General features: G+C 62.7%; 12 protein-coding genes. 2 read left to right on the top strand and 10 right to left on the bottom strand.

What is annotated here, in order from left to right; translation table 11 throughout:
- Positions 1-39 precede the first annotated feature (39 nt).
- From GJW30_RS21535 to GJW30_RS21580, 10 genes are all read right to left on the bottom strand, one after another.
- Complete coding sequence (locus tag GJW30_RS21535; RefSeq protein ID WP_096358993.1) at positions 40-663, bottom strand: 2,3-bisphosphoglycerate-dependent phosphoglycerate mutase; 624 nt, start codon at positions 661-663, stop codon at positions 40-42.
- A gap of 11 nt (positions 664-674) precedes the next feature.
- Positions 675-1,487, bottom strand: coding sequence for a 4-hydroxy-tetrahydrodipicolinate reductase (gene dapB / locus GJW30_RS21540; RefSeq protein ID WP_096358409.1), 813 nt, complete (start codon positions 1,485-1,487; stop codon positions 675-677).
- 9 nt (positions 1,488-1,496) lie between these two features.
- Positions 1,497-1,808: a DUF1330 domain-containing protein gene (locus GJW30_RS21545; RefSeq protein WP_096358410.1), complete on the bottom strand. Its 312-nt coding sequence runs from the start codon at positions 1,806-1,808 to the stop codon at positions 1,497-1,499.
- A gap of 16 nt (positions 1,809-1,824) precedes the next feature.
- Positions 1,825-2,529, bottom strand: a complete 705-nt coding sequence (gene pyrF / locus GJW30_RS21550) for an orotidine-5'-phosphate decarboxylase (RefSeq protein ID WP_096358411.1) — start codon at positions 2,527-2,529, stop codon at positions 1,825-1,827.
- 108 nt (positions 2,530-2,637) lie between these two features.
- Positions 2,638-3,234: an NADPH-dependent FMN reductase gene (locus GJW30_RS21555; protein WP_096358412.1), complete on the bottom strand. Its 597-nt coding sequence runs from the start codon at positions 3,232-3,234 to the stop codon at positions 2,638-2,640.
- A gap of 16 nt (positions 3,235-3,250) precedes the next feature.
- Entirely contained in the window at positions 3,251-3,850 is a 600-nt protein-coding gene (locus GJW30_RS21560; protein WP_096358413.1) for a class I SAM-dependent methyltransferase, read from the bottom strand.
- A gap of 72 nt (positions 3,851-3,922) precedes the next feature.
- A complete protein-coding gene (dnaJ, locus tag GJW30_RS21565) occupies positions 3,923-5,086 on the bottom strand; it encodes a molecular chaperone DnaJ (protein WP_096358414.1) in 1,164 nt (387 codons plus the stop codon).
- Between the two features lie 128 nt (positions 5,087-5,214).
- On the bottom strand, positions 5,215-7,134 hold the full coding sequence (dnaK, locus tag GJW30_RS21570; protein WP_096358415.1) for a molecular chaperone DnaK: 1,920 nt from the start codon (positions 7,132-7,134) through the stop codon (positions 5,215-5,217).
- 242 nt (positions 7,135-7,376) lie between these two features.
- On the bottom strand, positions 7,377-8,894 hold the full coding sequence (locus GJW30_RS21575) for a hypothetical protein (protein WP_096358416.1): 1,518 nt from the start codon (positions 8,892-8,894) through the stop codon (positions 7,377-7,379).
- The gene (locus tag GJW30_RS21580) at positions 8,876-10,381 is read right to left on the bottom strand and encodes a hypothetical protein (protein WP_096358417.1); all 1,506 of its coding nucleotides are present in this window, start codon (positions 10,379-10,381) and stop codon (positions 8,876-8,878) included. Before GJW30_RS21580 ends, GJW30_RS21575 begins: the two co-directional genes overlap by 19 nt.
- 148 nt (positions 10,382-10,529) lie before the next feature.
- On the opposite strand from GJW30_RS21580, the gene pncA reads away from it, so the two are divergent.
- On the top strand, positions 10,530-11,246 hold the full coding sequence (pncA, locus tag GJW30_RS21585) for a bifunctional nicotinamidase/pyrazinamidase (protein WP_096358994.1): 717 nt from the start codon (positions 10,530-10,532) through the stop codon (positions 11,244-11,246).
- Between the two features lie 77 nt (positions 11,247-11,323).
- Entirely contained in the window at positions 11,324-12,271 is a 948-nt protein-coding gene (locus GJW30_RS21590; RefSeq protein WP_096358418.1) for a hypothetical protein, read from the top strand.
- Positions 12,272-12,820: the final 549 nt, after the last annotated feature.

The following is a 12,820-nucleotide window of genomic DNA, read 5'->3' on the forward strand; positions in this document are numbered from 1 at the left end:
GCCCGGCTTGTCCGGGCCATGACGGCGCTTCAGATTTCCTTACGCAGCAAGATCGACTTTCGATGCCACCGTCGAATCCGCATTGAGTCGATAGATGATCGGCACGCCCGTCGCGAGCTCGCGCTTGAGGATCTGCTCCGGATTAAGCTGCTCGAGCACCATCACGAGCGCGCGCAGCGAGTTTCCGTGCGCCGCGATGATCGTGCGCTTGCCCGACAGCACGCCCGGCTGAATGTGCTGCACGTAGTACGGCAGCGCGCGCGCGATCGTATCCTTCAGGCTCTCGCCGCCCGGCGGCGGGATATCGTACGAGCGGCGCCACTGCAGCACCTGCTCGTCGCCCCACTTCTTGCGCGCGTCGTCTTTGTTGAGGCCGTTGAGATCGCCGTAGTTGCGCTCGTTCAGCGCAAGGTCGCGCGTGATCGGAATATCTTTCAAACCCATCTCGCCGAGCACGAGATCGAGCGTGTTCTGCGCGCGCTTGAGCGCCGACGTATAGGCGACGTCGAAGGTCAACCCCTGCGCCTTCAGCTTCGCGCCGGCGGCCTTCGCTTCCTCAACGCCCTTCTCGGTCAATTCGACATCGCGCCAACCGGTGAAAAGGTTCTTGAGGTTCCATTCGCTCTGCCCGTGGCGCACGAGCACGAGAAGTCGTTCGGTCATCTCTTCTTCCTTCAATCGCTCAAACCGAGCACATCCATCATCGAATACAATCCGGGCTTCTGCTTACGGCCCCAAACAGCGGCCTTCAATGCGCCAGCCGCAAACAGCATGCGATCGCTCGCCTTGTGCGACAGCTCGATGCGCTCCGACCCTGAGACGAACATCACAGTGTGATCGCCGACGACGTTGCCGCCGCGCAATGTCGCGAAGCCGATGTCGCCGCGCTTGCGCGCGCCCGTATGCCCATCGCGCACGCGCTGCGAATGTGCATCGAGATCAATGCCGCGGCCTTCCGCTGCGGCACGACCGAGCAGCAACGCCGTTCCGGACGGCGCATCGATCTTCTGATTGTGATGCATCTCCAGCACTTCGATGTCGAAGTCCGCATCGAGTGCCGCCGCAACCTTCTTCGTCAGCGCCGCAAGCAGATTGACGCCAAGGCTCATATTGCCCGATTTCACGATCACGGTTTCGGTCGCCGCATCCGCGATCTGCTTCTCGTCGATCGCGCCGAGACCGGTCGTCCCGATGACGTGGACACAGCGCGTCTTGGCGGTCACGGCCGCATACGCGACCGTCGCAGCCGGGATCGTGAAATCGATCAGGCAGTGCGCGGCTTTTAGCGCCGCCTCGGCATCGCTGGTGATTTTGATGTTGTTCGCCGGCAGGCCGGCCAGCATGCCGGAGTCTTGGCCGATATTCGGTGAGTTCGACACATCGAGCGCGCCGACCACCGTGAACCCGCTGGCTTCCGATACGGCGCGAATCAGCGTGCGGCCCATGCGCCCGCCCGCCCCTGCGATCACCACTCTCAAATCCGACATGGCCGTCCTTTACGATTCCGCCGGCTGCGGGCCGTCATAACCCTCGATGATGATGATGTCGGCCGTCGAATGCGGCGCGCGGCGCAGAATGTTCTCCTGATATTCCGGCGAGTCGTAGCAGGCGCGCGCCGTGGCGACGTCCGGAAATTCGATCACGACATTGCGGCCGCGCGCAGCGCCTTCAGGATTATCGTATTTTCCGCCGCGCACGACGAAGCGTGCGCCCCATTTCTTGAAGATCGCCGCATTCGCGGCCGCGTAGGGCTTGTAGCCGTCCTCGTTCTTCACATCGACGCGTCCGATCCAATAACCTTTGGCCATGGTTTCTCTCCGGTTCTTATTGTGATTTTGCTTCGGTGATTTCGGCGACGATCGCTTCGGCGGCGGCTTTCGGATCGCTCGCGGCCGTGATGGGCCGGCCGACGACGAGATAATCCGCGCCTTCACGGATCGCGCGGCCGGGCGTCATGATGCGCTTCTGATCGCCCGCATCGGCACCGGCCGGACGCACACCCGGCGTCACCAGCACCATCTTGTCGGCCGCGATCGGGCGCAGAGTTGCAGCTTCCTCCGGCGAACACACAAGGCCATCGATGCCGATCTCATGCGCCTGTCGCGCGCGCAGGCTGATGAGGTCCTTCACACCGTAAGCGTAGCCCGCATCCTTCATGTCGGCTTCGTCGTAGGACGTCAGCACCGTCACGGCGAGAATGCGCAGCCCCGAAGTGCCGCGCCCTTCCACCGCCGCGCGCATCGTCTGCGGATAAGCGTGCACAGTCAGGAACGTCGCGCCCATGCCGGCAATGCTCTCGACACCGCGCGAAACCGTGTTACCGATGTCGTGGAGCTTGAGGTCCATGAAGACCTTCTTGCCCGAGCCGATCAGGCGCTTGGCGAAATCGAGACCGCCCGCATAGGTGAGCTGGTAGCCGACCTTGTAGAAGGTCACCGCCTCGCCGAGCTGCGAGACCATCGCTTGCGCTTGTTCGACACCCGGTAGATCGAGAGCGACGATCATGCGGTCACGGGGGTCAAGCGTCATGCGGCATCCTTTCGCGCCGCTTGGTATCACTCGATTCTCGGAGAGTCGATTGCAAAGAGGCAGTCGGGCTTGCTGCGTCAGCAGTCGAAACTGTCTGAAACCGACCGCCTACTGCCCACTGCCTATTGCCGAACTTCTTGCCACATCGACCAACCGCTGCACCGCATTCTTCAGCGCACCGGCGGCCCGCGTGTCGGTCAAATTATCGCGCTCGTCGAACGCGTTGGTTGCCTCGCGCACCGCTACCATCTCGGGAATGACTAAAGCGCCGCAGCCGACTTCCAACACCTGCCGCAGCGCCATCAGCGAGCGCATCGCGCCGAACGGTCCCGGCGATGCCCCCGCAATCGCAAACACGCGGTCCTTATAGGCGGCCAGCGGAACTTCCCGGCCCTCGCGCACCCGCGACACCCAGTCAATCGTGTTCTTTAGCAGCGGCGTCACCGACGCATTGTATTCGGGGCTGACGATGAAGATGCCCTCATGCGTGCAGAACAGCCGCTTGAGCTTGTAGGCGTTGTCGGGCGGCCCGTTAAGCGTCTCGAGATTGCCGTCGTAGAGCGGCAATGGGAAATCGCCGAGCGAGATGTGCGTCACCTCGGCGTCCGCAATCACCAGCTCCTTGACGGCAAGCGCGGCAAGACGAGCGTTGAACGACCCGTTGCGGATCGAACCGGCGAAGACCAGGATTTTCGGATTGGCCATGCGCTAAGCCGGCGGCTTAGCGCTTGCGATAGACCCACACGCGCGCCGGCGGCAGGTTTTTCCAGATGCGATCGGACGCTTCGACGCGCACGCCACCGATCGACTTCGGGATGGGCGGCACAACCGCGTAGGTGAATTGTACGAACGGCGCATCGGCCTTCATCAGCGTCAGAGCCTCGCGCAGCAAGCGAACGCGCATACGCAGCGGCTTGGTGAACAGCGGCAACCCCGACACGACGGCAGCGCCCGGCTTGTCGACGATGCCGTGCAGCGTCTCTTTCAGAGCGTAAGCATCGCCCTGCACAACCGTCGCGCGCGGGAAGCGCGTTCGCAGCAACTGGCAGAATGTCGGATTGAACTCGATCAGCACCAGGCGGTTTTCCGCGATGCCGTGCTCGATGAGGGCTTCGGTGATCGGGCCAGTACCCGGTCCAAGCTCGACCACCGGGCCTTCGCCGGTCGGATCGACGTAACGCGCCATGGTGCGCGCGAGCGCGCGGCTTGACGGCGTGACAGCACCAATCGCCAGCGGCTTTTCGAGCCACGAACGAATGAAGTGCACTTCGTCATCGAGACGAAGAGGCTTCTGGGTGCGCGTAAGGGACTGAGTTCGCATCTTTGTCAGTTATGTGACAATCGTAACCCCTATGGGTAGTGCCCACAAGCCACATGGTCAAGTCATAGGCAGCTATTGTCGCTGTGCACTCCCCAGCCCATCGATGAAATCCTTCACTTTGGCGAAGAATCCTGTCGATTCCGGGTGGGTTTCCTTGGACGAAAGTTTGTCGAATTCTTGCAGCAGCTCGCGCTGCTTCTTGCTGAGATTCTGCGGCGTCTCGACGACAACCTGAACGTACATGTCGCCGACCTGCCGTTGCCGCAGCACCGGCATACCCTTCGACGTCAGCCGGAATCGGCGCCCAGACTGCGTGCCTTCAGGCACTTTCACGCGCGTCTTGCCGCCGTCGATCGTCGGCACTTCAAACGTTCCGCCGAGCGCCGCGGTCACCAGCGAGATCGGCGCGCGGCAGTGCAGATCCGCACCATCACGTTGGAAGAACGCATGCTGTTCGATGCCGAGGAAAATGTAGAGATCGCCGGCCGGACCACCGCGTTCGCCCGCCTCACCTTCGCCCGAGAGACGAATGCGCGTGCCGTCTTCGACACCCGCCGGAATGTTCACGGACAGCGTGCGCTCGCGCATAATACGGCCGCCGCCCTGGCATGAGCCGCATGGATCGTCGATCACCTGGCCGCGCCCCTGGCAGCTTGCGCAGGTGCGCTCCATCGTGAAGAAGCCCTGGCTGTGGCGCAGCCGTCCGGCGCCGCCGCAGGTCTGACACGTCTTCGGCTTCGAGCCGGGCTTCGAGCCGGTGCCAGAACAAGCTTCGCACGCGACCGCAGTCGGGATGCGGATCTCTGCCGTCTTGCCCGCGAAGGCTTCCTCCAGCGTGATGTCGAGATTGTAGCGAAGATCGGCGCCACGCTGACGGCCGCCGGCGCGGCCACCCGCCTGCCGAGCCCCGCCCATGCCGAAGACGCCTTCGAAAATATCCGCAAAGGTCGATGCGAAATCGGCGCCGAAGCCCGGACCGCCGCCCTGTCCAGCCGCACCGTGGCCATTCTCGAACGCCGCGTGACCGAAGCGATCGTAGGCGGCGCGCTTCTGTCCGTCCTTCAGGACGTCATAGGCTTCGCTGATTTCCTTGAACTTCGACTCGGCCGCCTGGTCGCCCGGATTTTTGTCCGGATGCCACTGCATCGCCAGTTTGCGATAGGCCGTCTTGAGTTCGCCGTCGCTGACCTGACGCGTGACTTGGAGCGTTTCGTAGTAGCAGACCTTGGCCATCATATTCTCTGTCGTGTCGCACCTGGCAGCGCTCGCTCGGGCGCTGAACCGCACGCTTTGAAAGACAAAGGCCGCCTCCGAGTCCCGGAAGCGGCCCCTGTTATGTCTTTATCGAACGCAAGGCATGAGTCTTACGCCGACTTCTTCTTGTTCTTATCGTCGTCGACTTCGGTGAACTCCGCGTCAACGACATCTTCCTTCTTGGCACCAGCCTCGGCGCCCGGTTGACCTTCGGCACCTTCAGCTTGGCTCTGCGCATACATCGCTTCGCCGAGCTTCATGGAGGCCTGCGCAAGCACGTTCGTCTTGGTCTTGATGTCCTCGACGTCGTCGCCCTTCACGGCTTCCTTCAGTGCTGCGAGACCGTCCTCGATCGCGCGGCGCTCAGCCTCGCCGACCTTCGAACCGTGCTCCGACAGCGCCTTCTCGGTCGCGTGGACCATCGCATCCGCGTGGTTCTTGGCTTCCGCCTTCTCCTTGCGGACTTTGTCGTCAGCCGCATGCGCCTCGGCGTCCTTCACCATCTTGTCGATGTCGGTGTCGGACAGACCGCCGGACGCCTGGATGCGGATCTGCTGTTCTTTGCCGGTGCCCTTGTCCTTCGCCGACACGTTGACGATGCCGTTCGCGTCGATGTCGAACGTGACTTCGATCTGCGGCACGCCGCGCGGCGCCGGCGGGATGCCGACGAGGTCGAACTGACCGAGCATCTTATTGTCGGCCGCCATCTCGCGCTCGCCTTGGCTGACGCGGATGGTCACCGCGCTCTGGCTGTCTTCGGCGGTCGAGAAGACGTTCGACTTCTTGGTCGGGATCGTCGTGTTGCGGTCGATCAAGCGCGTGAACACGCCGCCCAGCGTCTCGATGCCGAGCGAAAGCGGGGTCACGTCGAGCAGCAGCACGTCCTTGACGTCGCCCTGGAGAACGCCGGCCTGCACGGCCGCACCGATCGCCACGACTTCGTCCGGGTTCACGCCCTTATGCGGCTCCTTGCCGAAGAACTGCTTCACGACTTCCTGGACCTTCGGCATACGGGTCATGCCGCCGACCAGAACGACTTCGTTGATCTCGGCCGGGGAAACGCCGGCGTCCTTCAATGCCTTGCGGCACGGCTCGATCGTCTGCTGGATGAGGTCGTCCACCAGCGCTTCGAACTTGGCGCGCGTCAGCTTCAGCGTCAGATGCTTCGGACCGGATGCGTCCGCCGTGATGAACGGCAGGTTGACCTCGGTCTGGGTCGTCGAGGAGAGCTCAATCTTCGCTTTTTCGGCAGCTTCCTTGAGGCGCTGCAGCGCGAGCTTGTCCTTGCGCAGGTCGATGCCCTGCTCCTTCTGGAACTCGTCCGCGAGGTAGCCGACAAGACGCATATCGAAGTCTTCGCCGCCGAGGAACGTGTCACCGTTCGTCGACTTCACTTCGAACACGCCATCGCCGATCTCGAGGATCGAGATATCGAAGGTACCGCCGCCCAAATCGTAGACCGCGATGGTGCCGGTCTTCTGCTTGTCGAGACCGTAAGCGAGCGCAGCCGCCGTCGGCTCGTTGATGATGCGGAGCACATCGAGACCGGCGATCTTACCGGCGTCCTTGGTCGCTTGGCGCTGCGCGTCGTTGAAGTAGGCCGGGACCGTGATGACAGCTTGCTCGACCTTCTGGCCGAGATACGCCTCGGCGGTTTCCTTCATCTTCTGCAGCGTGAATGCCGAGATCTGCGACGGCGAATAGGTCTTGCCGTCCGCCTCGAGCCACGCGTCGCCGTTCGACGCCTTGGTGATCTTGTAGGGGACGAGCTTCTGGTCCTTGGCGACGGTCGGGTCGTCGTAGCGACGGCCGATCAGGCGCTTGACCGCGAAAAACGTACGTTCCGGATTGGTGACCGCCTGGCGCTTGGCCGGCTGGCCGACGAGACGCTCGCCGTCGTCCGTGAAGGCGACGATGGACGGCGTCGTGCGCGCGCCCTCGGCGTTCTCGATGACCTTCGGTGTGGAGCCTTCCATGACCGCGACACACGAATTCGTCGTGCCGAGATCGATGCCGATGACTTTAGCCATAGTAAAACTTCCCTCTCATTGCGGCAGGCCAGCCCGGGCCTGAAATCAGCTCCCGGAAGGGGCGTCCTTAAGGCACCCATGTGCCGTCGGATCAGCCCTCAAAGGCCCCCTTTGCTACCCTTGCGCCGCGAATCCGCGGCTTCGAGGGGCATATAGGAGAGGCCGCATTTCGCCGCAAGGCAGCGGGGTAAAGGAAATTGCTGTGCCGCATGGAGAAATCGGGAAAATCTTGGGTTCCAGGCCTAACGGCGACGCCACCACAACGTGCCGCCCTGAATGGTGGTAGCCTGCTCATAATCGTTGAGCAGTTCGGCAATCACCGGGTCCGATTTCGCCCAGGCGTACCAATCGAACGCGTAGTGATTAAATAAGATGACCTCGGGTTTCTTATCCCGAATATCGGCGATCAGAACGGCCTTCTCGCGAGCGATATGGTCATCGAGCCGCCGGTCGGCCTCAGGACTGACGCCGCCGAACATGCGACGCAGCCGGGCGCCGTGCGCGGCCCAGATGCACGGCAGCGTGCCGACCCACCTCCCGCCGAGCCGGCGCACCAACGGATGCCCCGTGCTGATGTTGGAGCCGATCAGGAGCATCGTGGGATGCGGGCGCACGCGCTCCAGCATGGCGCGCACCGCAATTTCAGGCTCTGCCTCGTCGGAGGCCAGCCAAATACCCCCAAAAATCGCTACGGCCAGCGCCCACGCCATTGCTAGTCCGATTCGGCGCGATGACAGGCGCGACCCAAGGACGAGAATCCCGAGGGCAGTCAATGCGAGCGCCAGCATCGGGTAAGCGTGGTACGCCCAGCCCTTGCCTTGAACCAAAAAGGAAACTGCCGCTCCGACCGCCCCCGCGAAAAGGACCACGGTTGCGGCCGGCCATCGTCCACGCTCGATCATCAAACCGATGACAACGAGAACCAGGAGAGACGGCAAGGCAGGCTGCAGAATAAGGAGCCACAACGGTTCGCGCAGCCACGTATAGGTGTCCGCGACCATCGGCAAAATGACGGTGAAAAACTCTGGAAAGAACCACCAGGCCGCTACGACGTAGAGAAGCGCGACCGCCGCGGCCGCTACGTTGACGATGGCAAAAAGCCCGATGAGCCGACCAGAGCGCCAAGCTGCCGCGATACCACCGGCCGCGACGACTGCTGCGAGTGGCGGCTTGACCGCAACCGCGATTCCCGAGGCGATCCCCGCCAGCAGCGCCCAGCCAAACGGCGCGACAGATCTCTCTGCCTGACGGGCTTGCACAAACAACGAAGGTAGGAGCAGCAGCGTCGCGATATGCTCGCGCTGGCCAAAGGTCAAAGTCGGCAAGATCAAGAACACAGCCGAACCGACAAGGCAGAAGGCGACCGGCTCTGCATCTCCTAAAATCGACGTTCCGCGGACAAGCCGCATCGTCAACGCGAGCGAGAATCCCGCGAGCGCGAATACAAAAAAGTCGACAGCAAGTTCCGGCCGAACGCCGATCAGTTGCGCCGTCCAAACGGGAAACATGTAGATCAACACGCTGGCCGGCGGGTTCGGCTCGAATACATCGACGTAAAGACGCCCGCCGCGAAGCAGCGTTTCGTTGATCGTGATGATCCAGCTAACGTCGGTGTCGGTGCCGTATCGCCAGCGCAGCAGAAGCGCGGCGGTACAGATCAAAGCAAAAGCGGCAGCCGCCCCCGTTGCTCCGACGGCTCGCGGCGACAGCGGCGTTGCGACCCGCTGATCAAGCACCTGACTCATGTCTTCCGCCGCCATAGCCAGCCGCCGCGCACCGGCATGACTTCTTCGTAGCCGTCAAGCAACCGAGCTAGGTCCGGGCTCCGCCGCGCCCAGGCCTGCCAGTCGACCGAACTCTTGCCGAACAGGATGAAATCGGGCGCATGGCGCGCGATATCTTCGGTCACGATCCTTCGCTCGCGCTCGTCGTAGGAGCGAAGCCGCGCGTCGGTCGCGGCATCGATCTCGTGAGTCGCGCGATAACGATTGCCGCCGGCACTCGCCCACATCTGCTGCAGTCGCCCGACCCAAACGCCGTCGACCACGCGGACGAGCGGATGGCCCATACCGATGTTGTTGCCGATCATCAGCATCTTCGGATGCGGATGCATGCGCGCGATCGCTGGCGCGATCTCGATCAGCCGGCCACTCATCGTCATCCACGCGAGCGTGCCAAGCAAAACGACACCGAGGGTCGCCACGAAAGCAATGCCGCGGATCCGGAGCGGTACGTCCGCCGGCCTCTGCTCAACAAGCTTTGTGAGCGGGATTGCAAGCGCGAACAGCGCGAAGGAGAGCATCGGAACCATGTGGTAGCTCCAGCCCTTGCCTTGGATCACATAAGCGACGAAACCGCCAACCGAAGCTGCGACCAGCGCAAGCACCGAAGTCGGCCATGGTCGCGGACAAACGAGCGCAACGAGCACGAGACACACGACCCACAACGGGATCGGCAGTTGCGCCAGGAGATCACCCCAAGCGATGCGGTACGTGAGCAGCGTCTCGGCGACAACCGGCGCGATGTCAGTGAAGTATTGCGGGCAGAAAACATAAATCGCCGCCGTGTAGAGGCCGAACCATCCTGCCGCGATGAAATTCTCCGGCGCGAGTAGAACGCGCAGGCTACGCGCATGCCACGTCGCTGCCAGCAGAAAACCGAGCAGCGCAACCGCTAGCGGCGCTTTAACTGCAACGGCTATTGCCGAACCAAGGCTTGCGATGAAAATCTCGCCCCACGACGGCGTTTCGCCGCCGGCACGACGCAGCGCGAGCAGCATGGTCGGCAAGAACGTGATAACGCCGATATGCTCGCGCTGAGCGAACGTGATCATTGGGAGCACGAGCAGGATCGCGGCCGCGATCGGCAGCAGCGCCGGCATCGCGAGCAAACACAACGCCGCGCTCTTGCGTACCTGGCTCACCGCGAACCAAAGCGATGCGACTGCCAACGCCGTCACCGATAAGTCGACGACAAGCTCAGGCCGCAGATGAAGTACCCGCGCCAGCCACACAGGAAGCGTGTAGATGTAAACCGCCGCCGGTGGATTGTTCTCCATGGCGTCGATGTAGAGCCGCCCGCCATCGAGCAGCTTCTCGTTGGCCGTGATCAGCCAGCTGACATCCGTATCGGTTCCGAGCCACCACCGGCTCACTGCAAAGATCGCGACGACAAGCCCGAGGCAAACGGCCGGCGCAACGCCGACCGCTTCGGTCTTTTTCGCGTAAGTTTCGGCTGTCGAAGCCATGGATTTTCCGGCACAATTTTCGCGCCGGAGCATAGCGCCTGGTCGTTAAGCTTTTCGAAACCGGGCCGCCTCGTTTTTGAGCCGAATACGCCATTTCCGCCGGTTTCAAGCCGGTCTAAGCTGCCGAACATTACCGATGGAGGTCCGCATGCTCGATCGCCGCCAATGGCTCGCCGGCACCGCAACTCTGATGGCTTCGGCGCTCGCGTCATCGCCGCTATGGGCCGCCGACAAGATCAAGCCGGACGCGCAAAGCGTGCTGATCGTCGTCGACGTGCAGAACTGCTTTCTTCCGGGCGGCAGCCTCGCCGTGAAAGACGGCGAGCAAATCATCCCGCTCATCAATCAGCTCGGCAAAGCCTTCCGGCATGTCGTGATCACGCAGGACTGGCATACGCAGCGGCACATCTCGTTCGCGTCGAGCCATCCCGGAAAGAAGCCGTTCGACGTCGTGAAGTTACCCTACGGCGATCAGGTCTTGTGGCCCGATCACTGCGTGCAAGGCACAGACGGCGCGGCGCTGGCGAAAGATCTCGATTTGCCGCACGCGCAGCTCATCATCCGCAAAGGCTTCAACAACGAGGTCGACAGTTATTCGGCTTTCCTCGAAGCCGACAAGAAATCATCGACCGGCCTTGCGAGCTATCTGAAGGAGCGTGGCTTGACGAAGCTGTTCGTCGTCGGGCTCGCCACCGATTTCTGCGTTGCCTGGTCGGCGATCGATGCGCGAAAAGCCGGCCTCGAAGTTACCGTGATCGAAGACGCAACGCGTGGCATCGATGCGCAGGGTTCGCTCGCCAAAGCCTGGGCCGACATGTTGGCCGCGGGCGTCAAACGCATTCAAACTGCCGATATCGCAGCCTGACCCTCACGAAGCCTTGGGTTGTGCAGCCGAAGCTTAAGGCGCAATAGTGGGCCTCCCGAGACTGTAACGGACCAGAAATGCTTGAGTTTTTCGCGCGCGGGACTGCCGCGCTCGTCCTCGTATGCTGGAGCGCTGTGGCGTTCGCGCAGGAGCCGACCTATCCGGCGACGCTGCGCGTCGGCATCGTGCCGCCGCCGAATTTCGTCGCCAGCCCGACCTTCCCGGGCTTCGAGCACAACGATCGCGCGATCCGCATGCTGCTCAGCGAACTGCCGGGCTATGTCTTCGAGGGCCTGCAGAAGGAGGTCGACGAGGATCTCAAAAAAGCGCCCGGCCTCATCACGCGCGAGGACGTCGAACTCAAGAGCGGCGCGAAGGGCTTCATCCTCAAAGGCACGCTGAACAGTCCGCAGGGTCCGGTTTTCAAATGGACGATGGCCGTTCGCTCCGGCGACATTACCGGCATTGTCGTCGTCGAAGTGCCGGACGCCGTGAAGGAGTTCGCCCCTTACGACGCCGTTCGCGCTTCGCTCGACACCGTCACGATCCGTCAGACGGTTCCGAACGAAGAATATCTCGCCGCGCTCCCCTTCGCGATCAACGATCTTGCCGGTTATCGCTTCGTCCGCGTGCAGCCCGGCAACGCCGCGATGCTGACCGAAGGTCCGAAGGATGCGGTCGAAATCATTGAACAGCCGCTGATCATGATCACGATCGCGCCGATGCCGCAGCAGCCGAAGCCGGAGGAGCGCGACGGCATCGCGCGCCGGTTGCTTGGCGAGACAGGGGCATTGAAAGATGTTCGCGTGACGCAAGCGTCGCCGCTGCGCATCGCCAATCAACAGGCTTACGAACTTCAGATCGACGCGAAGGATGCAAAGTCCAACAACGACCTTAAAGCGATCCAATGGATCCGCTTCGGCCAAGGCACGATCATGAAGATATTCGCCGTGACCAACAAAGACGCGTGGGAGACGCACTATCCGCGCCTGCGTCAACTGCGCGACGGCATCGGCCCGAAATAACCGGCGCAATTCACGCAGGCAGCCGCTCGCGTTCTCGCGAGCTTCCGCTCCGAGTTATGCTGCGTCCGGCAGAACCGGACCGGGGGAGAGTGGAGCGCCGGGAAGCGCAAACACGTCTCCGCTGCCACGACGCGGTCCTTTCGGACCGCATCGCTTCGGGCTGCGGCATCGCGCGGAACGCCGCGCGCTCGCCTCCCGACGCTCCACCACGGCTCTGAGCGGACCACGTCCGCCGCGGTTCGGGCCGCGCTTCGGACGGCCTTGCGGCCACGTCCTCAAGCCAGCTCCTGGCGCCCCGGTCGTAATGCCGGGAGGGCGGAGCCCCGAACCGCCCGAGTGCGGGGTTACGACTCCCGCCCGCGGGCACCGTCCCAAAAGCCCATCCTGCGAACGTCTCCGGAAGACGTCCCCCGTGGCCTTGAGTGCGAACAAGATGCGGAAGTTAGGAATTTATGTCAAGGAATATTTTCAGGATATCGAATCTGTTTCGGCTGTCATCCCGGAAGCCGCCTCGCAGCGCGAATGCGCGAGCGAGCGGCTATCCGGGAC

This window comes from Variibacter gotjawalensis (assembly GCF_002355335.1).
In the GTDB taxonomy this organism is placed as follows: Bacteria; Pseudomonadota; Alphaproteobacteria; order Rhizobiales; family Xanthobacteraceae; genus Variibacter; species Variibacter gotjawalensis.

Bases quoted from the DNA above. Each gene is read 5' to 3' on its own strand.
- GJW30_RS21535 (WP_096358993.1), bottom strand. From the start codon at position 663: ATGACCGAACGACTTCTCGTGCTCGTGCGCCACGGGCAGAGCGAATGG.
- dapB (WP_096358409.1), bottom strand. From the start codon at position 1,487: ATGTCGGATTTGAGAGTGGTGATCGCAGGGGCGGGCGGGCGCATGGGC.
- GJW30_RS21545 (WP_096358410.1), bottom strand. From the start codon at position 1,808: ATGGCCAAAGGTTATTGGATCGGACGCGTCGATGTGAAGAACGAGGAC.
- pyrF (WP_096358411.1), bottom strand. From the start codon at position 2,529: ATGACGCTTGACCCCCGTGACCGCATGATCGTCGCTCTCGATCTACCG.
- GJW30_RS21555 (WP_096358412.1), bottom strand. From the start codon at position 3,234: ATGGCCAATCCGAAAATCCTGGTCTTCGCCGGTTCGATCCGCAACGGG.
- GJW30_RS21560 (WP_096358413.1), bottom strand. From the start codon at position 3,850: ATGCGAACTCAGTCCCTTACGCGCACCCAGAAGCCTCTTCGTCTCGAT.
- dnaJ (WP_096358414.1), bottom strand. From the start codon at position 5,086: ATGATGGCCAAGGTCTGCTACTACGAAACGCTCCAAGTCACGCGTCAG.
- dnaK (WP_096358415.1), bottom strand. From the start codon at position 7,134: ATGGCTAAAGTCATCGGCATCGATCTCGGCACGACGAATTCGTGTGTC.
- GJW30_RS21575 (WP_096358416.1), bottom strand. From the start codon at position 8,894: ATGGCGGCGGAAGACATGAGTCAGGTGCTTGATCAGCGGGTCGCAACG.
- GJW30_RS21580 (WP_096358417.1), bottom strand. From the start codon at position 10,381: ATGGCTTCGACAGCCGAAACTTACGCGAAAAAGACCGAAGCGGTCGGC.
- pncA (WP_096358994.1), top strand. From the start codon at position 10,530: ATGCTCGATCGCCGCCAATGGCTCGCCGGCACCGCAACTCTGATGGCT.
- GJW30_RS21590 (WP_096358418.1), top strand. From the start codon at position 11,324: ATGCTTGAGTTTTTCGCGCGCGGGACTGCCGCGCTCGTCCTCGTATGC.